Raw genomic sequence first — 21,418 nt, 5'->3', positions numbered from 1 at the left:
ATTCCTCCCCGGCTATTTCTCATCAAGGCTATTTTTCATCAGAAGCTCTTTTCCCGATATTCCAGGCTCCGTCATACGGACCGGGTCCAGGATATGGTCCAGCTCGGTTTCATCCAGTAAGCCCTCCTGAAGTATGATGCTCCTCACAGGCGTACCTGTCTGAAGAGCCTTCTTTGAAATGTCCGCAGCCTTCTCATATCCCACATGAGGAGAAAGGGCAGTAATGATTCCAATGCTGTTTTCCACCAGGGAACGGCACCGGTCCTCATTGGCCGTGATGCCGGATACACAGTTGTCCACAAAGGTTCTGACTGCATAGGCCAGGGTGTCAATGGACTGGAACATGCAGTAGAAAATAATGGGTTCAAAGGCATTCAGTTCCAGCTGGCCGGCCTCCGCCGCCATGGTGATGGTCAGGTCATTTCCAATGATGTTAAATGCAACCTGGTTCACCACTTCCGGAATCACGGGATTGACCTTGCCCGGCATGATGGAAGAACCATTCTGCTTTACAGGCAGGTTGATTTCATTGAAGCCCGCCTTGGGGCCGGAGGACATCAGCCTGAGGTCATTGGCAATCTTGGACAGGGTTACTGCACAGGCCTTGATTGCACCTGACACTGCCACAAAGGGGTCCAGGTTCTGGGTGGCGTCAATCAGGTCAAATGCCTGCACAAACTCCATATTTGACACCTCCGCCAGATTGGGGACAATTCTTCGCAGGTAGGCTTCATCGGCATTGATACCCGTTCCAATAGCAGTTCCGCCCATATTTAAGGTACACATCTCCTCCATGGCCTTATCCATACGGCGGATATCGCGCATGACAGCCACGGAGTAGGCCTTGAATTCCTGCCCCAGACGGATGGGCACCGCGTCCTGCATCTGGGTGCGCCCCATCTTGATTACATGGTCAAATTCCTCCGCCTTATGGTTAAACTCCCTGTGAAGGCGCATAAGCTCTGACTTCAGGTTCTTTAACAGACGCAGGGAGGTCATCTTCCCGGCAGTGGGAATTACGTCGTTGGTGGACTGTCCGCAGTTCACATGGTCATTGGGGCTGACAATGCAGTAATCACCCTTCTGTCCTCCCAGTATCTCAATGGCACGGTTGGCAATCACCTCGTTGGCATTCATGTTTAAGGACGTGCCCGCTCCTCCCTGAATGGGGTCAACAATAAAATCCTCATGGAACCTGCCCTCCAGTATCTCATCGCAGGCCTGCACAATGGCCTCCGCTATTTTCTTATCCAGCAGTCCGATTTCACAGTTGGTGATTGCAGCTGCCTTTTTTATGTAAGCAAGACTGTTGATGATTTCCGGATGCATATTCAGTCCGGTAATCTGGAAATTTTCAGCCGCCCGCATGGACTGTACCCCATAGTACACATCCTCCGGCACATCCTTTGCCCCCACTGAATCCATTTCCACCCTGTAATCTTTTCTTCCGTCCATTTTTAATGAAACCTCCCCTATTCAAATGATATAATATCAAGTTGATGTTATTATAAGGCCGCGGTATAATATAATCCAATACATATGGTTCTATATTAATTATAGCTTCAGTAATATACTTTTTGGAAAAATAAGGGGGATGCCATGTTTCAGGGAATGGAATATATCTACACGGTCTATCAGGAGAAAAGCTTTTCCAAAGCTGCCAGGAAACTGTTTATATCACAGCCCTCCTTAAGCGCCACCGTAAAAAGGATTGAAGAACACATAGGCTATCCCATCTTTGACCGGAGCACAAAGCCCCTGACTCTCACGGAATTCGGCAAACGGTATATCAGCTCTGTGGAGCAAATCATTTCCGTGGAGCATGAGTTCAGCAGTTTCATGAATGACTGGGGCGGATTAAAAACAGGGAAGCTGGTCCTGGGAGGCAGCAGCCTTTTTTCATCCTGGGTCCTTCCCCCGCTGATTGGCAGCTTTACCCGGCAGTTTCCCATGGTAAAGGTGGAACTGATTGAAGAAAATACATCCGAGTTAAAATCCCTGCTGCAAAATGGCGGCATTGACCTTATGATTGACAACTGCCAGTTGGATAAGACTGCCTTTGACAGCCGTATTTACCGGAAGGAATACCTGCTTCTGGCTGTACCGAAGGCCCTTGAAGTAAACAGGGAAACGGCCCAATACCAGATTCCGGCGGAAATGATTCATGACGGTTCCTTCCTGGACAGGGACATTGCGCCTGTTCCCCTGGAACCGTTCGGAAAGGAACCCTATATCATGCTCAAACCGGATAATGATACACGAAAACGGGCCATGAAAATCCTGGCCGGCCGTAATATTACCCCGGATATCCGGTTTGAACTGGACCAGCAGCTTACTTCCTATAACATCACCTGTTCCGGAATGGGCATTTCCTTTATCAGCGACACGCTGATTAAGCAGGTACCCATCCACCCCGGCGTGGTGTACTACAAGCTGGATGACGTCCTCTGCCAGCGGAATCTGTATTTTTACTGGAAAAACGGACGGTATTTCAGCCGGGCCATGGAGGAATTTCTTCTTATAGCAGAAGGGGATGCAAAACCCTTGTAACCGGTTCTGCATCCCTCTCTGGTATCTTAACCTTACCTCTCACTCCCCCTGCCCACAGACCCAAACAATCTCATCTTCTCCATCACAGACTGTTTCACCGCCTCTATCTCCGGCAGAATGATATCCGTAAGCCCCGCTCCTTCCCTGCAGCCAAGGGCCGCTGCCCTGGCGCCGGCCTGGTTGATATCCGTGAAAATATTGACCTTGCTGATTCCCCGCCCCACCGCTGTCCTGAAATCCGAATCCGACAGACCGGAGCCCCCGTGAAGGACCAGAGGCGTTGGAATGGTTTCCGCAATCTCAGCAATCCGGTTAAAATCCAGCCTGGGCGGAAGCCTGTAGGCGCCATGAGCCGTTCCCACGGCAATGGCCAGCGCATCTGCTCCGGTTCTCTCAATGAAATCCCGTGCCTGGGCCGAATCCGTATAAAATAAGGATGGGTCCTCTCCTCCGTTATCTCCCACATGACCCAGCTCCGCCTCAATGGACGCCCCGCAGGCATGGGCTGTTTCCGCCATTTTTTTTACACGTCCGATATTAGCCTCGTATTCCATGGTGGAACAGTCATACATAATGGAGCTGAATCCCAGGTTCAGGGCTTGTCTGCATGTCTCCTCCTTCAGGCCGTGGTCCAGATGCACCACCACAGGGACCGGCGACCGCTCCGCCATGGGAATCAGAAGATTTGCCAGGTCCTCAAGGGGCCCATAGGGCAGCAGTACCTCGGCTGTTCCGATGATAACAGGGGAGTCCAGTTCCTCGGCAGCCTCCATCACACCTCTGGCCAGTTCCAGATTGACCGTGTTAAACAGTCCCACCGCGTACTTTCCCCTCCTGGCGGGAATCAATACGTCATTTAAGTTTACCAGCATTGTTCTTACCTGTCCTTCTTACTTTGTCTTTAATGCATCGTCAAAGGCAATATCTGACGGCGAAAAATTAATCTTCTTCGTAAATGCACATGCCTCTGTTCCCCCGAAAATACGGTCCATGCCGCTGTCCTCCCATTCAATGGAGAGAGGCCCGTCATATCCCTTTACATTCAGTATCCGGATGATTTTGTCAAAATCCACGTCGCCATGGCCCGGCGATACAAAGTTCCAGCCCCGTCTTGGGTCGCCAAAGGTGATGTGAGAGCCCAGGATTCCATTTCTTCCGTTCAGGTTTACGGCCGCATCCTTGATATGTACGTGATACACCCTGTCGGCAAAATCATACAGGAACATGGCCGGGTCCATTCCCTGCCAAATCAGGTGGCTGGGGTCAAAATTAATGCCCAGAGTCTCACGGTATTCAAACACCTCCAGCAGTTTCCGGGTGCTGTAATAGTCAAATGCGATTTCTGTTGGATGGACCTCCAGGGCAAACTTTACGCCGCACTGGTCAAACACGTCGAAAATAGGGGTCCACAGCTCCTTAATCTGCTGAAACCCTGCCTCCACCATTTCCTCTGTGGTCTGAGGGAAGGAATACCACATCTTCCAGATGGGGGAACCCATAAAACCGGTCACCACCCCGACTCCCATGGCCTTTGCAGCCATGGCAGCGTACTTTAACTGCTGTATGCCCCATGCCCTGATTTCATCCGGCTTCCCTGCCAGTTCCGCCGGTGCGAACCCGTCCAGACGCGGGTCCCACACATCGCCCACGCACTGGCCCGGCAGATGGGCGCCAATGGCCCAGCATCCAAGTCCGTATTTTTCCAGGGTGGCTTTCAGGTCCCTTACATATTCCGGGTCCTCCGCTGCCTTCTGTAAATCAATCTGGCCCCAGGAGGCAATCTCCAGCCCCTCATATCCCATGTCTTTTGCTGTCCGGCACATTTCCTCCAAACCCAAATCAGCCCATTGTCCTGTAAAAATCGTTACCGGTCTTGCCATAATCATATCCTCCTTATTTACGCTCTAACTCCACCCATGTGTTTCCATTCTTATTGCTTTCCAGGCAGGCTTCCACAAACGCCAGCCCTTCAGCGCCCTGGCTCACCGCAGGATAATCCGCCATTTCCGGCCTGAAGGTTCCTTCCTGTTTGGCGCGGATGCATTCTGCAAAGCTGCGGTAGAGATTGCCCATGGCCTCAAACCAGCCTTCGGGATGTCCGGCCGGAAGCCTTCCATATCTGCCTGCCCTTTCCCCTATGGCTCCATATCCCCGGTGCACTTCCCGGATGGTGCCGTCTGCATCTATGACCGTAATCTTCTCAGGTGTTTCCTGGAACCACTGGATGGTGCCCTTGCTGCCGTAAATACGGATTCGCAGGCTGTTGTCATGCCCCACCGCCACCTGTGACGTCCAGTATATGCCGGTGGCTCCATTGTCATATTCCACCAGAATACTGTCGTTGTCATCCAGCACACGGCCGGGTACAATGACATCCATTTTAGCCAGGAGACGCTTAATCTTAAGGCCGGTCATGGCTGCCACTGCATTCTCCACATGGGTGCCCAAATCTCCCAGGCAGTTCACCCCGCCCGACTGCTGCGGGTCGCAGCGCCACTCTCCCTGCTTTCCTCCGAAATCACCCTCAAATGCAAGCCAGCCCTGGGGATATTCCGCCATGACCGTGCGCACCTTACCGATGGCGCCGGAAGCCACCAGCTCCCTGGCGTATTTTGCGGTCACATGGCCCATATAGGTATAAGTCACCATAAACAAAAGGCCCTTTTCCTCTGCCAGGGTTTCCAGTTCCTTTGCCTGTCCGTATGTGGTTGTCACCGGTTTATCGCAGGCCACGTGGATTCCCGCCTCCAAAAAGGCCCGGCAGATTTCATAATGGGACTGGTTGGGCGTGACCACCACCACAAAGTCAATCCCGTCCTCCCGCTCTCCCTCGGCCCTGGCCATTGCCCGGTAATCCTCATAGCACCGTTCCGGGGAAACGCCGAGTTCTTCCGCCATCTGTAAGGATTTCTCCCGGTTTCTTGAAAATACCCCTGCCCCAATGACTGCCGTTCCATCCAGCCCGATTGCCCGGCGGTGGGCATCGCCGATAAATGCATCCGGACCCCCGCCTACCATACCGTATGTCAGTGTCTTTGCCATCTCTCTTCTCCTTTCATGGTTGGTTCTGCCATTTTTCAGCTCTGTCTCATCATGGTCTGTATGCCCCTTTTCTCCATCCCCGCCTGATTCTCTCCTTCATTTCCTCCAGGGACTTTAAGCCGCTGAGGGCGTCGTAAGCAGCCACGCAGCAAGCGCCTGCCGCAGCCGCCATCTCCACGGCCTCTTTAAGGTCCGCTTCCCTCAGGACTGAGGCCAGGAACGCCGCAATGCTGGTATCCCCTGCACCAGTACCGGATACCACTGTATCCGGTTCAAAGCCTGGCTCAAAGCCCTCCTTGTCCTTCCAGGATTCCATGGAAAGATTCAGCTTCCTGCACAGGTCTTCTATCCGGTTTCCGGAGGCCGTGCGGTAATAGATGCCCGGAGCGCCGCATTTAATCAATACAGCCCCGGCCCCCATATCCAGGACCATCTGCCCCAGGGGCTTCACATCCTTGACCTGGATTACCTCTGTGATATCCCTGCCCTCCGCCCGTTTGGTCCATTCCCGGTAGCGTTCCCGGTCCAGCATAAAGCACAGCTCCTCTGCGCTTGGCACAAAGAAATCCACATAGGGCAGCGCCTTTTCCAAAATCCCTTTCCAGTCCGCCCCGGCTGCTTCCGAGGACGGGTCAATGGCTGCCATGTCCAGGGATATGGCGGTTCCCCCCTCTTTTATCCGCCTGAACATCCGGGCCATTTCTTCTCCCTGGTTCTGGTACATGTGCCGCATCAGGGTCGGATATCCGAAATGGAACAGGTGCGCCTCTTTGATTGCCTCAAAGTCCAGGTCGCTGCCGGAAAATGTCACATTGGCGCCTGGGTCATGCAGGAAAATACGGTCAATTCCCGGCATGGCCAGCACAACGGAATACGAAGTCTTTTCCTGGTCCGACAGAATCATTCCCTCTGCGGCCCCATGTCCCTCCAAACACTTAAGGATAAGGGTTCCCAGCTCATCCTTTCCTATCTTTCCCATCAGGCGCACATCCACCCCCAGCCGTTTCATGGCCAGGCCGGTATTTGCCACTGCCCCGCCGGGATGGATATCCACCCCATCCATCTGCACCAGACTGCCGGGCGCCAGAATTTTTCCCGCCTCTCCTGCGCTCCCCTTTGGAAACAGGGGAGTGATATCAATACAAATATGTCCTGCTGCCACTGCTCTCTTGTCTGCCACTGCACGCTTTTCTGCCACTGCTCTCTTGTCTGCCACCATTCTTTCCCCTTTTGGCGCTTGTTGCCATTCTTCGTACCTGTCCTTCGCATATTCCTTATGCAAGGCCCATGAGAAGATTCATCACATACATTTCAAGTCCCTCAAAATCCCGGTTTTTCACACATTCCTTCTGGTATTCATAGTCAAACCGGTCCACCTTTTCTTCCAATGCCCTGAATATATTCAGGCTGTTCTCCAGATGCTTATAGCTGTCCTCATCCCTGGTGGTCCTCATGGCCTTTACATCCAGGCCCACGTATTCCCCGTTCTCACCGTAACCATTTTCCTTCAGTACCTTGACCTGGTTAAAGGCAGCCCGCAGGTTTTCCACGCCGAAAGCCTTGTCCTGGTCATACTTGATTCCGTTCTGGTCATTGAGATGCACGGTCATCAGTTTTCCCATTGCCATGGCAAATCCGATTTCATGGGCCGGGTCAAGGCCGGCCAGAATGGCATGGGCGCTCTCCAGGTTTCCGCCCACCCTTCCGGGGTCAATGGTGGCTGCCGACACAGCCAGTACATGGCCCATGGTCCCGCAGATGCTTCTGTCAATGGGCTCGTTTGGCTTTGGCTCAATGCATATCCGGATATCCGAATCATATTCCAGCATTTTGTTGATGGCCTGAATCAGCATCTTTGTGGCCCACACAGGGGATTTGGACTCCGCGCAAAGGGTTCCCTCCCTTGCCAGCCACAGCACCACCATATTGCAGCCCAGCTCCTTTGCAATGTCGATGGAGCGGTAAGCCCTCCACATGGCGTATTCCCTGTCCTCCTGTGAGGTGCTCATAAATCCGCCGTCCGCGGTGCGTCCGTCCATCCAGAGCCTGGGAGCCACAAACTCAGCCGCCAGCCCGTATTTGTCCAGCATTTTTTTAAGTTCCCTGGCCTTTTCCTTTATCTCTTCCTCTGTATAATCATTAATATCCGGCACTGCGTCGTCATCATGGAACTGGATGGCGGAAAAACCCAGCTCCGCGAATTTCCTGATTTTCTCTTCAAAATCAATTTCATTTCTGGTAGCCGGCCCGTAGGAATCCGCTCCTGAATGCACATTCCATGGCCCCACGGAAAACTTGAATTTTGTCATATCCTTACCCTCCTGATTCATTGGTTGTCTGTGTATCATACTCATACTATAGCAAGTTTCCAGCCTGGAATCCCAAACAAATTTACGGTTCAAACCATGACAAGTTTGCTTTTTACTTTACAAGTACAGCCGGAAGGACGTATACTGTGGGAAAGGGGGTAAGGATTCAATGAGCCAGGAATTTGAAATCATATCGCACAGCCAAATGAACTTTAAACTGTTTCTCGTCAACATGCTTTACCGCACACCCCATATCCACAAGGATTTTGAGCTCTGCCTTCTGCTGGAGGGCAGTCTGAGCCTTCAGGCCCAGAATGAGAACCGCAGCCTGAAACCAGGGGATTTCTTTATTGTGAACCCATTTCAGAGCCATGAACTGAAGGCCGATTCACCTGCCCTCTTAGTTTCATTGCAGGTACACCCGTCCTTTTTTTCCTCCTATTACCCCCAGATTGCCAATCTGGAATTCACCTCCCTGATTCTCCAAAAGGATGGAATGGATGTCCACAAAAAGCTGTACGACATGATGATAGAGCTTGCCTGCCTTTACCTGAAAAAAACCGACAAATTTGAATTAAAGTGTGTTGGGCTCTTGAACCTGCTCTTTGCCTGCCTTCTGGACACCCTGCCCCACAGGCTTTTGTCTGATAAGGAAAAAAGCGCCTCCCAGAGCAAGGCTTCCCGCATGCGCAAAATCACCCACTATATTGACGAACATTATTCGGAAAAGCTTCTCCTGTCCGACCTTGCCCTGAAGGAGGATTTAAGTCTTACCTACCTGTCCCACTTTTTTAAAGATTACCTGGGAATCCCCTTTCAGGAATACCTGGCCAAAATCCGGTGCGAAAAAGCCCGCCAGCTTTTACTGCTGACGGACTTCCCATTGCTGGACATATGTATGTCCTGCGGTTTTTCTGATTCCAAATATTTTAACAGCGGCTTCAGGCGGCAGTATGGCTGTTCCCCCAAGGAATACCGCCGGAATTTCCGCCACGACGAGCTGAAACAGCAGCAAAAATCCATGCTCACCACCCAGGAATTCCTGTCCCCTGCCTCCAGCATTGTGCTTTTAGAGCGCTGTGTTCTTATGGTAAACCAACTGGTGGTATGACATGCTCTACCGACAGCTCCTTCATAACCAGGCGGTATTTTCCCGGGGGCAGTTCCCCATACATTTCCAGATGATTGAGCATACTCTGCCCGCCGCCGTCCGGCACATAAAAGCCCACGCAGTTAAAGCCCCAGTTGCCTGGCATGGCCGGAATCTCATACCATGTGCCGTCAATCTGAACCTGTAACTCGTAAAATTCGCCGCAGCTCCATTCCCCGCCGCTCTCATTGGTAATAGTCACCGCCGCCATATCCTTATCCCAGGAATCCAGCGTCATGGAAATGCCATCCGGTGGGTTTAAAGGAGCAGCCGGAACCAGGAACCGGGTATTCCACTTATCTTTTTCCTGGGTGAATATCCGGGCGCACGGAAAATTTGTAAAAGAGGGCAGTTCCCCTGCGCTCTCCCATTCCTTCCTGTGCGCCAGACCTTCAAAATCAAAATCGAATTTATATACAGACCCGTCCTGGGCAATCCATCTCCCATTGGTCCACGCGGCAAAAATACTCATTCCATCCTGCCTGCCAATCTCAATTCCGTACACAGGCAGGGATACGTCCTTTGCGGTCCAGCCATCCACTGGTTCTGCCTTTACAGCGCTCAGAGCATCCAGTATCCCCTGTTCCTTTTTGCTGTCAAACATATAGGACAGCCGCACAGACTTCCCATCGTATATAAACAGGGTCATGGCGCTGGTTTCAGGCGATGCCTGTTCCAGTAGGCCATGGGCTTCTGCTGCCGCGGACCGGGCTTCTCCCCTTAGAATGGGTGCTGACTGCATATTGGGAGCAGCCTGGCTTGATTCGGTCTGTGCTTCCGTTCCGGCCTGGGAGACTGGTTTTGATGATTCATTCTTTCCCTGTTCAGACACCTTTGTGCAGACATTTGCATCATCCCCTGCCGTCCATGCGCAGGCACATACGGACACCACGGCGGAAACCAAAATAGCCGTCAATGCTGTTACTCTTCTATGTTTCATGAAATCCCCTCCTGAATCAATACCAGAACCGTCGGCATTTTTGAATATTATAGCAGACAAACCCATAAAAACATAGTATATAAATCACATGATAGAATCCGCAAACAAATCCTGTCCATTTGCCCTGTCCCATGCTATAATTTTCTCATACAGATAAACCCCGCACACAGAACGGAGAAAATAGTATGAGCGAGCCCCTGCATTTTAAGACACGCGGCGAGTTCCGCATCTGGCTGGAGAATCACTGCACGGACAGCGGCGGCGTCTGGCTGCAGTTTGAAAAGTCAAAGCAAGTGGTCCGAAAAGAACAAGACCCTGGCTGAAGGCCTGGAAAAACGCAGACTGATGACTGATTTCGGAAGAGAGAAAATCCGGGAGGCCAGACAAAACGGCCAGTGGGACAAGCCTTCCGGCCCCCCGGCTGTCACAGCGGAACAAATCCAGGCAGTGGCCGGTCTTTTAAAAGAACATGAACAGGCATATCTGAATTTTCAGGGAATGTCTCCCTCTGTGCAAAAAACCTATACAAGGGCTTATTATGATGCCAGGACGGACGCAGGGCGCGCCAGGCGCTTTGCCTGGATGGTGGAACGTCTGGAGAAAAACCTGAAACCCATGTAAGAACGCACCCTGCAATGCTTCAAACACCCTCTAAAGGCGCTGCAAAATGAACCTTTCATCCGCAGCGCCCCCAGGCATATATGAACTATTTCTTCATGCCCGCTTTTCTAAACACCTTTTTCCCTTTTTGAAGGATGATTCCATCCTCCAGCATACACCGGCTCACGGCAAAGTCAATGGTCTCCACCCGTTTCTGGCTGACCTGGATTCCTCCCTGTGCAATCAGCCTTCTGGCCTCGCTTTTGGATGCTGCCAGACCGCACAGCACAAGGAGGTCCATGATACCTATGCTGTCCTGTATAAGGTTTTCTTCCCCAACCTCTGTAAACGGCATATTATCATCATCCATGGACCCTGCAAACAGGGAAACGGAGGTTTCCTTTGCCTTGCGGGCCTCCTCCTCCCCGTGCACCAGCGCAGTCAGGTCATAGGCCAGGATTTCTTTTGCCCTGTTTAACTGGGCTCCCTGCCAGCTGTCCATGGCATCAATCTCTTCCACCGGGATGAAGGTAAGCATACGGATGCATTTCATCACGTCCGCATCTGCAATATTTCTCCAGTACTGGTAGAACTCAAAGGGCGATGTCTTCTGCGGGTCCAGCCACACGGCTCCCCTTGCAGTCTTACCCATCTTATTTCCTTCCGAGTTCATGAGAAGGGTAATGGTCATGGCATAAGCGTCTTTCCCCAGTTTCCTTCGAATCAGCTCTGTTCCGCCCAGCATATTGGACCACTGGTCGTCCCCGCCAAACTGCATGTTGCAGCCAAGCTCCTTGTACAGATGGTAAAAATCATAGGACTGCATAATCATGTAGTTGAATTCCAGGAAGGACAGCCCTTTTTCCATCCTCTGCTTATAACACTCCGCGCGGAGCATATTATTCACGGAAAAGCAGGCGCCCACATCCCTGAGAAGCTCAATATAGTTCAGATTCAGAAGCCAGTCCGCATTGTTCACGACAATGGCTCCGTTTTCCCCGTCAAAATCAATAAAGCGTTCCATCTGCCGCTTAAAGCATTGGCAGTTATGGCGAATCACATCCGGTCCCATCATGGAGCGCATGTCCGTGCGGCCCGACGGGTCCCCGATGTATCCTGTTCCTCCTCCCAGCAGGACCACGGGACGGTTTCCCGCCATCTGCAGTCTCTTCATCAGGCACAGGGCCATGAAATGCCCCACGTGAAGGGAATCCGCCGTTGGGTCAAAGCCGATATAAAACTTTGCCTTTCCCCCGTTCACCAGCTCCCTAATCTCTGCTTCATCCGTTACCTGGGCAATCAGTCCCCTTGCTTCCAATTCTTCGTAAATTCCCATGTCTTCCTCCTTTTCAGACAAAAAAAGCCCCTGCAGCAGCTTGCTGCAGAGGGCAGGTTATGCGGTACCACCTCTGTACTTGAACATCCTTCACAGAACATTCCTCATCGAGTGTCAGTCAACACTCTCACGCTGTATCGGGCGTTCCCGTCAAACCCTACCTGAGTGCGGCAAACAACAATATTCAGACACACTCTGACCATTTCAGGCTGCTGCTCCGGAGCGTATTCATACAGTGTTTCCTGCGTCCTTCCACCAACCGGACGCTCTCTGTGAGAAAAGCCTCTGTACTACTGGTCTCCTTCATGGCATTCTTTATTACATGTGCAGTATAGCAGGAGACATGCCAAAAGGGAAGTCACAGATTTACACATGTGTGACAGGCTGCATCTGGTACTTTTTAATTGCCTCGGGCAGCGTCTCACAAATCAGGCGCGCCATTTTCTCAGCCGGAAGTTCAATATTTCCAAGCATCCACTGAATCACCATGTCGCTTCCGCCCCTCACAGCCATTTCAATGGAAAACCACATGATTTCAGACCGGATATCCGCGCCCCTCTGCTTCAGGAATGTCTCATAAATCCTTCTGGTAATCTGGATATCATGGTTCTTCAGGCCATTGATATCCCGGCTCTCATATGCATGCTTCAGGACATTCCTCTTTTGCCAGTAAATCCGCAGGCACTGGACCAATGCCTCCTCCAGTCCGGCTCCCATCACAATGCTGCCGAAGCTTTCTTCATAAAATTCATCGTAATACCAGTTCACCAGCTCGTACTTGTCACAGAAATGGCGATAAAAGGTCCGCCTTGATATGCCTGCTTTCTCCACGATTTCGCTTACCGGAATATCATCCAGACTCTTTCTGCCCAACAGATATTCGATTGCTTCCGACAATTTTTTCCTGCTGTCTGCTTTCTCATCCACCTTATATCTTACCTCTCTTGTACTGACTGCTGATATTATATCCTTATCTTCCTTCCATGGCAATATCCCTTGAAGCATCCCGGCAGAATAATCCCCCAAATGACTCGCTTAACAGCAGCTCTCTCTGATTCTCAATCCGGTACCTCCCTCTCTCCGGACCGGCAAGCACGCAGCGGACCATCATCCCCTGTTCCGGAGCCACCAGGGTCAGCCTCTCCTTCCCTCCTGTCCCTTCCAGGGTAATGGATTCAAAATCCCAGGCAACCGCCCTGACCCTTCCCATTTCCAGGGTTTCCAGCTCCACATCCAGGCTTATGCCCGGCAGTTTCTGCCCGGATACCGTATTTCCCCTGAATCGTTTCCGGATGTTCAGCCATATATCCCTGTATAATCCCGCTGATTTGTGAATCTGTTCCGCAAGCCCATGGTGGCGGTCATAGAGCATCTGGTAATACTGCTTCTTGTTTTCCCCTTCCAACGACATGATTTGCAGGCCGTAGAGCCAGCCATTCCCCACTCTGCGGACATGAACTGCCCTGCACTTTATCCACGCCTCATATTTCCGTGATTTCAGGTGAACCACTGCTTGTTCCTTTTCATACGGCACATAGACAGGCTCTTTTGTAATGACGGAAAGCCCTGTTTCTGAAATGTTTTCAGTCACCCCATGACTCTCTCTCCCCAGATATGTAATCTCTGCCGGCATCTGAACATCGAAACGGTCATTGGTCCGCAGATTTTTCCGCCCTGTCATGAAAAATACGGCCATTACAAGGTCCAGGCCATTGGCAGCCAGCCAAAAGGCCAGAATGACGCTTCCGAAAAAGCCATTCAGGAATACATGCCTCAGGCACAAAAACAGGGCTGCCAAATCAAACAATAAAAATAACATATGGGGTATGGCCAGTTTCCAGCTGGAATTTCTTCCCCGGACCCGCCTTTTATCCGTCACATGAAATGTTCTCTGCTTAAAGTATAAAGTCTCCAGAACAATGGGAACAATGAGATAGGGAAACATGGTGGTATCTATGATGTTGCTCCAGCGCCGGGACCTTATCCTGCCGGAGACAACCTTTAGCGCCTGATTATAGAGCAGATATGCAGGAAGCCAGATAAAGAGGAAACCCTCCAGGCTGCAGACCACCACGGGAACACCTGACAGAACTGCCAGAATGGGAGCTGAAATATATACAAACCGCCGTAAAAAGGTCCACCAGTACATGAGGCAGGACAGGTAGCTGCATTTTGTATTAAATTTAAATCCTGGGTTCCATAAGATATGCACCCTTCTGAGGGAATGGATGCAGCCCCGTCCCCAGCGGATTCGCTGTCTGACCAGGCTTCCCACATCCGTTGCAGCAAGTCCGTGGGCCAGGATTTTGTCTATGGCGTAACAGGTATATCCCTTTGACTGTATCCGCAGGCCTGTCTCAAAATCCTCTGTAACCGTTCCTGTTGCAAAGCCTCCTGCCTCGTTGAGGGCCTGCCTTGAAAGCAGCGTATTGGAACCGGCATATATGGGGGCATTGGCTTTATTCCGCCCTACATTGACTTCCTTAAAAAAGAAATCCTGCTCATTGGGAATCCTCTTTTCACTGAAAAAGTTAAACTGGAATAAGTCCGGGTTATAAAAACTCTGGGGCGTCTGGATAAAGCCTATCCGGAAGGACCCGTCCATTTCACCGGCTGTCCGTTTTGCCCAGGTTCCGTCCTCAAGCTTCTTCATCACAGGCAGAAACGTGTAGGGAACCACCTCAGTCAGGAAGTTTTGCATGGGAATCATGTCCGCATCCAGGGTCACAACCCATGGGGAATCCGTCATGGACATGGCATTGTTCAGGTTCCCTGCCTTGGCATGCCGGTTTTCCTTCATGGCACAGTAACCTACTCCCATCTCTGCTGCCAGTCTTGCCACCTCCGGACGGCCGCTGTCGTCACACAGATAAATATGTACCTTTGTCTTATCCGGGTAATCCATATGGATACAGCCGTTCACTGTTTTAAACAGCAGCTCCGCATCCTCGTTATGGGTGGCAATCAGCACATCCACCTCCGGATACCATTCCCTGGGAACCTCCGGTTTTTCGGGAATCACCTTTCGCTGGAGCCGTATGAAATGCTCTGTTCCCTCCAGCATGGCAGAACATTCCGCTGCAGCCAGTATAACGCCTAAAACCGCTGCCAGCCAGCCGTATGTCCTGTAATCCGGCAGCGTGAAGAAGACTCTCCAGCTTATGTAAATAATGGTGGTGAGAACGGCTGCCCAGCCCCAGAATATACGTACGCCGGAATGGGAATCTGTCTTGTGTATCCTCCGATTTCTGTTCATGTTTCCTCTTGTTCTTTCGCTGTATGCATCATTTCAATCTTCATTCAATTATACAGCTTATCAGGGGGGTGGCAATATGTAAATTGATTCCAGCGGTTGGACGCGGTCCGGGCAGCCCACCATTTTTCAATGCTGCAGCGCTATTTTCCTGTGCAACAGCGCTATTTTTCAAAGTAGCGGTAGAGTACTTTTGTAAAGGCCATATCATCAACATCAAAGCCTCTTTTTAAAGCCGCCATGACTGAAGCATCCGCTGTATCCCTCATGCATATCCCCTGTATTTCTTACTTATTCAGGTATATCCATGCTTTCCGGTAACGGACATTGATATGTCTTTCCCCTGATTCTTTTTTTGAATTCCGCATTTGCCCGTTCCAGTATTTCAGGCTCCGTCAGCAAATCCTGGGCGGCTTTTGCCAGTATTTTAGCTCCGTACAGCATACCCTTCAGGCCAATGCTGTGGGCGGAACAGGCTGTAATCTGCCAGCTGTGGCCGGGTGCGCCTATGTTGCTGCAGGCCGTTGTGAAAAATGCCGTGGGTACTATATGGGCCACATCCCCAACATCCGATGAGCTGCAGTCCCCTGTTGCAAGCATGGGAAGCACCCCCTCATGGATTTCCATGTTATCCGGCAAATCATGTTGGTCCAAGATAGCTGATTTATTCTTCTCATAGAATCGGTTCAGGGCTGATGCGTACTCTATTTCCTCCTGTGTCCAGGGTTCCTGCGGAATATCCTCCATGGCCTTGTGTACCAAATCCTCCAGCACCTTATTGTTTAAGGTCTCATAACATCCCCCTAAAAACTCTGTCTCAAGCTCTGTACCAGTCATCAGGGCAGCGCCTTTTGCCACATCCACAAGTCTTCTGTAGACATCCTCCGCATCCTCCCTCATGGCAGCCCTCACAAAATACCACACACATGCCTTGTCAGGGACAATATTAGGCACAGTGCCGCTTTCGGTAATCGTATAATGGATTCTGGCGTCAGGCTTTATATGTTCCCTGAGATAATTGGCTCCGATGTCCATAAGCTCAACTGCGTCCAGGGCGGAGCGTCCGTTGTAAGGGTCTGCGGAAGCATGGGCGGTTTTTCCCTTAAAATGGAACTTTGCCATATTGGCCGCCGTCATATTTCCATAGGTTGTCATATTGCATTCCATAGGATGGAAGGCCAGGGCTGCATCCAGTTCATCAAACAGGCCGGCCCTTGCCATAAAAGGCTTTCCCGTAAGGACCTCCTCCGCCGGACAGCCGTAAAATATAATGGTACCGGGAATATGCTCCTGCTCCATCCATGCTTTCAGCGCAATGACAGCGCCTGCATTTGCCCCGCATATGAGATTGTGCCCGCAGCCATGGCCGTATTCCTGGCCGGGGACTGGTTCCGGCTCACTGCTTTTGGTCTGGCTCAGGCCGGGGAGCGCATCGTATTCACCCAGAAAGCCGATAACAGGATGTCCCTTGCCGCAGCGGGCTTTTATGGCGGTCTTAATGCCGCCCGCCCCCAATTCCACCTGAAATCCATGCCTTTCAAGCAATCCTGCCGTCCAGGCGCTTGCCTTAAATTCCCTGTAAGGCCCCTCCGGATTTCCCCATATATCCAGGCTTAACCTTATGATTTCCTCCTTGTGTGTTTCAATCTGCGAGCAGATAAAATCAGCGTTCATATTGTCACCTCATATCACAGGAAAATGTTTCCGGCCAGTATGCCGAGCGCGTTGCCGATAATATATCCGTACACACCAATCAGCACAGCCGGTATCATAAGCCGCTGCCACCCTTTGCTGCCCACATAGGCGCAGGCCGTGGCCGGTCCGCCATAGCTTGAGTTTATGGAAATCAGCGCTTCCTCCAGATTCATCTTAAAGATTTTGGTGATACCCAGGGTGATGGTCATGATAAAGAAAATAATGATGATTTCCGCCACAACAATCATAGGGGCAATCTGGATAATCTCAATGATGCTGGCCCCTGTGCCCATTACGGTCATGAACAGCAGAAGCATGAAGGAACCGATTTCCTGCCCAAACCGCATGGACTCCGCAAACTTTGGAAATGCGGTGACAACCACAAGGGTGAGCACGGAGGTAACCAGGTAAATATTGCTGAACAGCATGTCAAATACAGTGGGAAGTCCCAGGGAATCCATGAAGCTGCAGACCAGGGTTGATACTCCCAATACCCCGAAGGAGAACGCCAGCAGTTTTGCCAGTCCCAGCACCGTGTATCCAGCTCCCTCTTTGGCTGCCTCAGTCTCAGCCGTCCTGCCGGAATCCGCACCCTGGATTTCAAGCTCGTCCATATAGGGATGCCTGAAATTCTTCTTGAAAAACTTCAGATTAGGTACCATTCCAATAACCACCAGGAAGGTTACCGCCACCAGATTGCTTCCAACCGCGGCAGCTCCCACCACATTTTGGCTTACATGAAAGGTTTTGGCCATTGCAGCCTGGTTTACCGTACCTCCGGTACACACGCCCACCTCCATGGCTACATATCCGGCAATGTCCTTTGCAAAATAGGAATTATTCCTGAACAAAAATCCCACTGCAATGCCGCCGACCACTGCGCCCAGACAGGCGACATTCATCAGAATAAAGGCATGCCCGCTTTCCCTGATGATTCGTTTTATATTTGCCTCAAGAAGCACCATGGGAATGGCAAGAGGCATGATATAATCAAACACAACGTCATATGCGCCGGACGCAGTGGGCAGCACATGACAGGTAACCAGGGCCACGGCCGTGAAAATACTGACGCCCATGCCGGACAAAATACCGGCCCACCGCCACCTTCTCTCAGCGTACATACCAAATGCCGTGACTCCGATAATAATTGCAAAGATTAACAGTGTATCATTAATTAAGACTCCATCCATACGATTCCTCTGCTTTCATAACAATTAAAGGTCTGCCGGTTCTTTATCTCTCTTTTGATTTTAAAATATATCCCATAAATTCAATCATCATCCTGGCGGCAAAAATGCCCGTATACCCGGACAGGTCATACTGAGGAGCCACCTCTACCAGGTCAAAGCCCACTACCTCTCCTTTTTTGGTAATTCCGTACAGCAGGTCATTGATTTCATAATAGTCCAGTCCGCCCGCAGACGGCGTGCCTGTGCCTGTTACCAGGGAAGGGTCCGTACCATCGATGTCATATGTAATATAGTACCGGTCCGCTTCCGGTATCTGGCTGAGAGCGTACTGGATTCCCTTCTTTTTTACATCCCGGGCCGGGATAATCACGCTGCCGTATGCCCGGGCATCCTCAAAATCGGACTTCATGCTGCTTCCAAGGCCCCGGATTCCCACCTGGGCCATTCCGTTTACATGTTTCATCTCAGAAATCCTGCGCATGGGGCTTCCCTGCCCCAGTCTCTGTCCCGCCCGTTCATCGCACCAATCCAGATGTGCATCAATCTGAACCACACAGACCGGACCAAGGCTGTCCAATGCCCTGACCACCGGAATTGTGATGGAGTGGTCTCCTCCCATCACCACGGGCATGGCTCCCCTTGCCACAATCTTCCGGACAGAGCCTTCAATATTGCGGAAACTTTGTTCCAAATCACCGTGGACAATATCAGCGTCGCCGCAGTCCACAATCCTCCAGCGGCTGTCCAGGAACATTTCGTCCCTGTCAGGGTCATATACGCCGTCATCATTGGTAAATGCCGTTAATTTTGAACCTGCCCTGATGCATTCAGGCCCCTGGTTGGTACCTGAACGGTACTGGATTCCCATATCATAGGGCACCCCCAGAACTGCCACATCCGCATCCAGCTGGTCCAAATCAGCACAAACCTCCTTTTTCATAAAAGAACAGATGCCTGTCATGGGCAGATTCAAACGATTGTCATTCATATCAATACCTCCATAAGAAACATAATTGTATCACTTTGCATCAGGGCCCCTCAGCTTTGTCCTCTATATTAGCCGTATGCCCAGAACCAGTCAACGGTAAAAACGATTCAATTATGAATCATTATCCTGAATTGATTTTCCGGATTCTATGGTATACTGGGAATGGAATACCACAAAGGAACCACTTTGGACGGAATCCGGGAAACATGCCAAAAATCTCAGCAAAACAACAAAAGGTGACGCGTATGGATACAAAATATATTGACATTGTTCCAATCTTTCAATTTAACCAGAGTATACGGGATTTGCTCCACTACCTGCTGCAAAACGATGTGAACGCCAGCCACATCATTTTGTGCGATGCCAGGAAAAAGCCCTGCGGAATCATCCATACAGGCAAGCTTTATAAGGAGATTGCCTTTGGCCTGCAGTTTGACCATGTGCTGGAATCCATAAGTGACAGCGATTATGTGACCCTCCCTCAAAACTGCAGCTTCATAAACCCGGAATTGATTGCAGGCAGGACCATCATTGTGACCTCTGACGACGGCTGCTGCATCGGCATTGCCAATAAAACAGCCCTGCTTGTGAACCACATCCAATCCGACGAGACATACAGAAAAAAAGTCAGCAAATCATTTTTTGCCGACCTTAATTTTGGTTTTATTCTTTCTGATATCCATGGCAATGTCATGAGTCTGAATACGGCTGCGAAAAGAATCCTCTGTAAAACAGGCATCGCCAGCATGGGCACCATTGATGACATGATTCCCAAATTCAATTACTCCAACCTCAAGCAGACCTACCATGCTTCCTATGATGACATCAGCCTGGAAATTCAAGCTTACCCCTATTTTGAGGAGGGGGAGCCTGTTAAAATTGCCTTGTTCCTTTTTAACATGTCGGACCTGTACGCAAGCAAGAAATCACTGGCCGAGGTAAAAGCCAAATACAGGGAGCTGCTGGAAATAGCCAATCATTCCTACGACGAGATTTACGTCACGGACAGCACAGGGCTGTGCGTATTCGTAAACAAAGCCTGCGAGCGCATCTACGGGCTGAAACGAGAGGACATGCTGGGACGGACATCCGCCCAGATGAAGGCCAACGGCTTCATCTCCTCGGACCTCAGCGAAAAGGTCATTCAGATGAAGCACCGGCTCCGGGATATCCAGACAACAAAAATCGGCCAGAAAATCCTGGTCATTGCAAGCCCCATATTTGACAAAAACGGCGATGTGCGCAGGGTTGTTATCAACTCCAGGGAGATAGCCGACATGATGGATGTCAGAATCTCGGCCGACAATTTAAGCCGGCAGAATTGCACCAACATCACCCACAAGCTGACGGACCTGACCTTAAAGTCCAATAAGATTGTTGCCGAGTCCGAGAGCATGTGCAAGGTCATCCGGCAGGTGACACGGATATCGCAGACCGATGCCCATGTCCTGCTGTTCGGAGAGACCGGCGTTGGCAAGGATGTGATAGCAACGCTTATCCATGAGATAAGCAGCAGACGCAATCACAATCTGGTCCGGCTTAATTGCGGCGCTGTTTCCGGCGATTTGATAGAAGCAGAGCTCTTTGGCTGCGAAAAGGGCCCGGCAGACAGCAGAGAGTCCGGCCGGACAGGCCTGTTTGCCCTGGCGGATAAGAGCACCCTGTTCTTAGACGAAATCGACGAGTTCCCATACCATCTCCAGGGAAAGCTGCTTCACGCCATTGATGACAAGAATTACACTCCCATGGGCAGCAGCCGGTCCGTCAGCAGTGATTTCAGGCTCATCGCAGCCACCAGCAGAAATCTTCCCGAGCTGGTCAGGGAAGGCAGGTTCCGGGAGGACCTGTATTACCGGCTGAACGTAATGTCGGTCACCATCCCCCCATTGAGGGAACGCCGGGACGATATCCCTTTCCTGGTCCAAAATGTGCTGTGCAGCATAAACAAATCAGCGGGAACACAGACAGCCATCAGCCCTGAGGCCATTGAACGCCTTAAACGCCATACCTGGAACGGAAACATACGGGAACTGAAAAACATCCTGGAAAAGCTCTGCATTCTCTCAGACGGAATCCGGATTACAGAAAAGGATTTGCTGCTGCTGCCGGAATTCGCACCTGGAAATGCTTTTCCTGCTGACGATTACAGTTCCCTGATAGGACAGCAGGAACTGCCTGCCATCCTGGACCTGTTTGAAAAGAGGCTGCTTTGCAGTTCCATGCAGCAGTGCGATTCCACTTACAGCCTTGGAAAATTACTGGGAATAAGCCAGGCAACGGCTGTGCGGAAATTGCAGAAATACGGACTGAAATTTTAATAATAGTTCCGGCAGCAGGCAAATTTCATGTTGACACAGGCATTGTG

18 protein-coding genes and 1 other annotated feature are annotated in these 21,418 nt (G+C 51.0%); of the genes, 5 read left to right on the top strand and 13 right to left on the bottom strand.

What is annotated here, in order from left to right:
• Positions 1 to 12: 12 nt before the first annotated feature.
• On the bottom strand, positions 13 to 1,455 hold the full coding sequence (locus tag FGS84_RS00825) for an aspartate ammonia-lyase (protein ID WP_138305854.1): 1,443 nt from the start codon (positions 1,453 to 1,455) through the stop codon (positions 13 to 15).
• Positions 1,456 to 1,599: 144 nt separating this feature from the next.
• On the opposite strand from FGS84_RS00825, the gene FGS84_RS00820 reads away from it, so the two are divergent.
• Positions 1,600 to 2,550, top strand: a complete 951-nt coding sequence (locus FGS84_RS00820) for a LysR family transcriptional regulator (protein ID WP_138305853.1) — start codon at positions 1,600 to 1,602, stop codon at positions 2,548 to 2,550.
• Positions 2,551 to 2,582: 32 nt separating this feature from the next.
• Here the strand turns inward: FGS84_RS00820 and FGS84_RS00815 are convergent, their stop codons facing one another.
• From FGS84_RS00815 to FGS84_RS00795, 5 genes are all read right to left on the bottom strand, one after another.
• Entirely contained in the window at positions 2,583 to 3,422 is an 840-nt protein-coding gene (locus tag FGS84_RS00815; RefSeq protein ID WP_138305852.1) for a class II fructose-bisphosphate aldolase, read from the bottom strand.
• 18 nt (positions 3,423 to 3,440) lie between these two features.
• The gene (locus FGS84_RS00810; RefSeq protein WP_138305851.1) at positions 3,441 to 4,430 is read right to left on the bottom strand and encodes a sugar phosphate isomerase/epimerase family protein; all 990 of its coding nucleotides are present in this window, start codon (positions 4,428 to 4,430) and stop codon (positions 3,441 to 3,443) included.
• Positions 4,431 to 4,443: 13 nt separating this feature from the next.
• Complete coding sequence (locus tag FGS84_RS00805; protein WP_138305850.1) at positions 4,444 to 5,592, bottom strand: Gfo/Idh/MocA family oxidoreductase; 1,149 nt, start codon at positions 5,590 to 5,592, stop codon at positions 4,444 to 4,446.
• Positions 5,593 to 5,641: 49 nt separating this feature from the next.
• On the bottom strand, positions 5,642 to 6,790 hold the full coding sequence (locus FGS84_RS00800; protein ID WP_347563748.1) for a carbohydrate kinase family protein: 1,149 nt from the start codon (positions 6,788 to 6,790) through the stop codon (positions 5,642 to 5,644).
• Between the two features lie 76 nt (positions 6,791 to 6,866).
• On the bottom strand, positions 6,867 to 7,901 hold the full coding sequence (locus FGS84_RS00795; protein WP_138305848.1) for a TIM barrel protein: 1,035 nt from the start codon (positions 7,899 to 7,901) through the stop codon (positions 6,867 to 6,869).
• Between the two features lie 169 nt (positions 7,902 to 8,070).
• Here FGS84_RS00795 and FGS84_RS00790 point away from each other — a divergent pair, with 169 nt between their 5' ends.
• Positions 8,071 to 9,012 carry an AraC family transcriptional regulator gene (locus FGS84_RS00790; protein WP_138305847.1) on the top strand — a complete coding sequence of 314 codons (942 nt, stop codon included), beginning with the start codon at positions 8,071 to 8,073 and terminating at the stop codon, positions 9,010 to 9,012.
• Here the strand turns inward: FGS84_RS00790 and FGS84_RS00785 are convergent.
• Entirely contained in the window at positions 8,987 to 9,991 is a 1,005-nt protein-coding gene (locus tag FGS84_RS00785) for an immunoglobulin-like domain-containing protein (RefSeq protein ID WP_138305846.1), read from the bottom strand. The two genes, FGS84_RS00790 and FGS84_RS00785, sit on opposite strands and share 26 nt — an antisense overlap.
• A 185-nt stretch (positions 9,992 to 10,176) precedes the next feature.
• On the opposite strand from FGS84_RS00785, the gene FGS84_RS31915 reads away from it, so the two are divergent.
• On the top strand, positions 10,177 to 10,314 hold the full coding sequence (locus FGS84_RS31915) for a hypothetical protein (protein WP_347563747.1): 138 nt from the start codon (positions 10,177 to 10,179) through the stop codon (positions 10,312 to 10,314).
• Between the two features lie 22 nt (positions 10,315 to 10,336).
• Positions 10,337 to 10,612 (top strand): YdeI/OmpD-associated family protein, encoded by a 276-nt coding sequence (locus FGS84_RS31910; protein WP_347563746.1) that lies wholly within the window; start codon positions 10,337 to 10,339, stop codon positions 10,610 to 10,612.
• A gap of 85 nt (positions 10,613 to 10,697) precedes the next feature.
• Here FGS84_RS31910 and tyrS read toward each other — a convergent pair whose 3' ends face one another.
• The 6 genes from tyrS to speB all read right to left on the bottom strand — a co-directional run bounded on the left by tyrS (position 10,698) and on the right by speB (position 19,053).
• Positions 10,698 to 11,927, bottom strand: coding sequence for a tyrosine--tRNA ligase (gene tyrS / locus FGS84_RS00775; protein WP_138305845.1), 1,230 nt, complete (start codon positions 11,925 to 11,927; stop codon positions 10,698 to 10,700).
• A gap of 45 nt (positions 11,928 to 11,972) precedes the next feature.
• Positions 11,973 to 12,243, bottom strand: a binding site (T-box leader).
• Between the two features lie 50 nt (positions 12,244 to 12,293).
• Positions 12,294 to 12,854: a TetR family transcriptional regulator gene (locus FGS84_RS00770; protein WP_227146164.1), complete on the bottom strand. Its 561-nt coding sequence runs from the start codon at positions 12,852 to 12,854 to the stop codon at positions 12,294 to 12,296.
• Between the two features lie 43 nt (positions 12,855 to 12,897).
• A complete protein-coding gene (locus FGS84_RS00765; RefSeq protein ID WP_138305843.1) occupies positions 12,898 to 15,183 on the bottom strand; it encodes a glycosyltransferase family 2 protein in 2,286 nt (761 codons plus the stop codon).
• A 288-nt stretch (positions 15,184 to 15,471) separates the two neighbouring features.
• On the bottom strand, positions 15,472 to 16,854 hold the full coding sequence (locus FGS84_RS00760; RefSeq protein WP_138305842.1) for an amidohydrolase: 1,383 nt from the start codon (positions 16,852 to 16,854) through the stop codon (positions 15,472 to 15,474).
• Positions 16,855 to 16,868: 14 nt separating this feature from the next.
• A complete protein-coding gene (locus FGS84_RS00755) occupies positions 16,869 to 18,065 on the bottom strand; it encodes a DUF819 family protein (protein WP_138305841.1) in 1,197 nt (398 codons plus the stop codon).
• 43 nt (positions 18,066 to 18,108) lie between these two features.
• Positions 18,109 to 19,053, bottom strand: a complete 945-nt coding sequence (gene speB / locus FGS84_RS00750; RefSeq protein WP_243129794.1) for an agmatinase — start codon at positions 19,051 to 19,053, stop codon at positions 18,109 to 18,111.
• 245 nt (positions 19,054 to 19,298) lie between these two features.
• Between speB and FGS84_RS00745 the strand changes: the two genes are divergently transcribed.
• The gene (locus tag FGS84_RS00745) at positions 19,299 to 21,371 is read left to right on the top strand and encodes a sigma 54-interacting transcriptional regulator (RefSeq protein ID WP_171042513.1); all 2,073 of its coding nucleotides are present in this window, start codon (positions 19,299 to 19,301) and stop codon (positions 21,369 to 21,371) included.
• Positions 21,372 to 21,418: the final 47 nt, after the last annotated feature.

The sequence above is a fragment of the Clostridium sp. 1001271st1 H5 genome (assembly GCF_005845215.1).
Lineage (GTDB): Bacteria > Bacillota > Clostridia > Lachnospirales > Lachnospiraceae > Enterocloster.
The sequence above is the reverse complement of the archived record's forward strand: the minus strand, read 5'-3'. Positions and strand labels throughout refer to the sequence as shown.

What these genes read in the sequence shown, in the direction of transcription:
- FGS84_RS00825 (WP_138305854.1), bottom strand. Translation starts at nt 1,455, where the DNA reads ATGGACGGAAGAAAAGATTACAGGGTGGAAATGGATTCAGTGGGGGCA.
- FGS84_RS00820 (WP_138305853.1), top strand. Translation starts at nt 1,600, where the DNA reads ATGTTTCAGGGAATGGAATATATCTACACGGTCTATCAGGAGAAAAGC.
- FGS84_RS00815 (WP_138305852.1), bottom strand. Translation starts at nt 3,422, where the DNA reads ATGCTGGTAAACTTAAATGACGTATTGATTCCCGCCAGGAGGGGAAAG.
- FGS84_RS00810 (WP_138305851.1), bottom strand. Translation starts at nt 4,430, where the DNA reads ATGGCAAGACCGGTAACGATTTTTACAGGACAATGGGCTGATTTGGGT.
- FGS84_RS00805 (WP_138305850.1), bottom strand. Translation starts at nt 5,592, where the DNA reads ATGGCAAAGACACTGACATACGGTATGGTAGGCGGGGGTCCGGATGCA.
- FGS84_RS00795 (WP_138305848.1), bottom strand. Translation starts at nt 7,901, where the DNA reads ATGACAAAATTCAAGTTTTCCGTGGGGCCATGGAATGTGCATTCAGGA.
- FGS84_RS00790 (WP_138305847.1), top strand. Translation starts at nt 8,071, where the DNA reads ATGAGCCAGGAATTTGAAATCATATCGCACAGCCAAATGAACTTTAAA.
- FGS84_RS00785 (WP_138305846.1), bottom strand. Translation starts at nt 9,991, where the DNA reads ATGAAACATAGAAGAGTAACAGCATTGACGGCTATTTTGGTTTCCGCC.
- FGS84_RS31915 (WP_347563747.1), top strand. Translation starts at nt 10,177, where the DNA reads ATGAGCGAGCCCCTGCATTTTAAGACACGCGGCGAGTTCCGCATCTGG.
- FGS84_RS31910 (WP_347563746.1), top strand. Translation starts at nt 10,337, where the DNA reads ATGACTGATTTCGGAAGAGAGAAAATCCGGGAGGCCAGACAAAACGGC.
- tyrS (WP_138305845.1), bottom strand. Translation starts at nt 11,927, where the DNA reads ATGGGAATTTACGAAGAATTGGAAGCAAGGGGACTGATTGCCCAGGTA.
- FGS84_RS00765 (WP_138305843.1), bottom strand. Translation starts at nt 15,183, where the DNA reads ATGAACAGAAATCGGAGGATACACAAGACAGATTCCCATTCCGGCGTA.
- FGS84_RS00760 (WP_138305842.1), bottom strand. Translation starts at nt 16,854, where the DNA reads ATGAACGCTGATTTTATCTGCTCGCAGATTGAAACACACAAGGAGGAA.
- FGS84_RS00755 (WP_138305841.1), bottom strand. Translation starts at nt 18,065, where the DNA reads ATGGATGGAGTCTTAATTAATGATACACTGTTAATCTTTGCAATTATT.
- speB (WP_243129794.1), bottom strand. Translation starts at nt 19,053, where the DNA reads ATGAATGACAATCGTTTGAATCTGCCCATGACAGGCATCTGTTCTTTT.
- FGS84_RS00745 (WP_171042513.1), top strand. Translation starts at nt 19,299, where the DNA reads ATGGATACAAAATATATTGACATTGTTCCAATCTTTCAATTTAACCAG.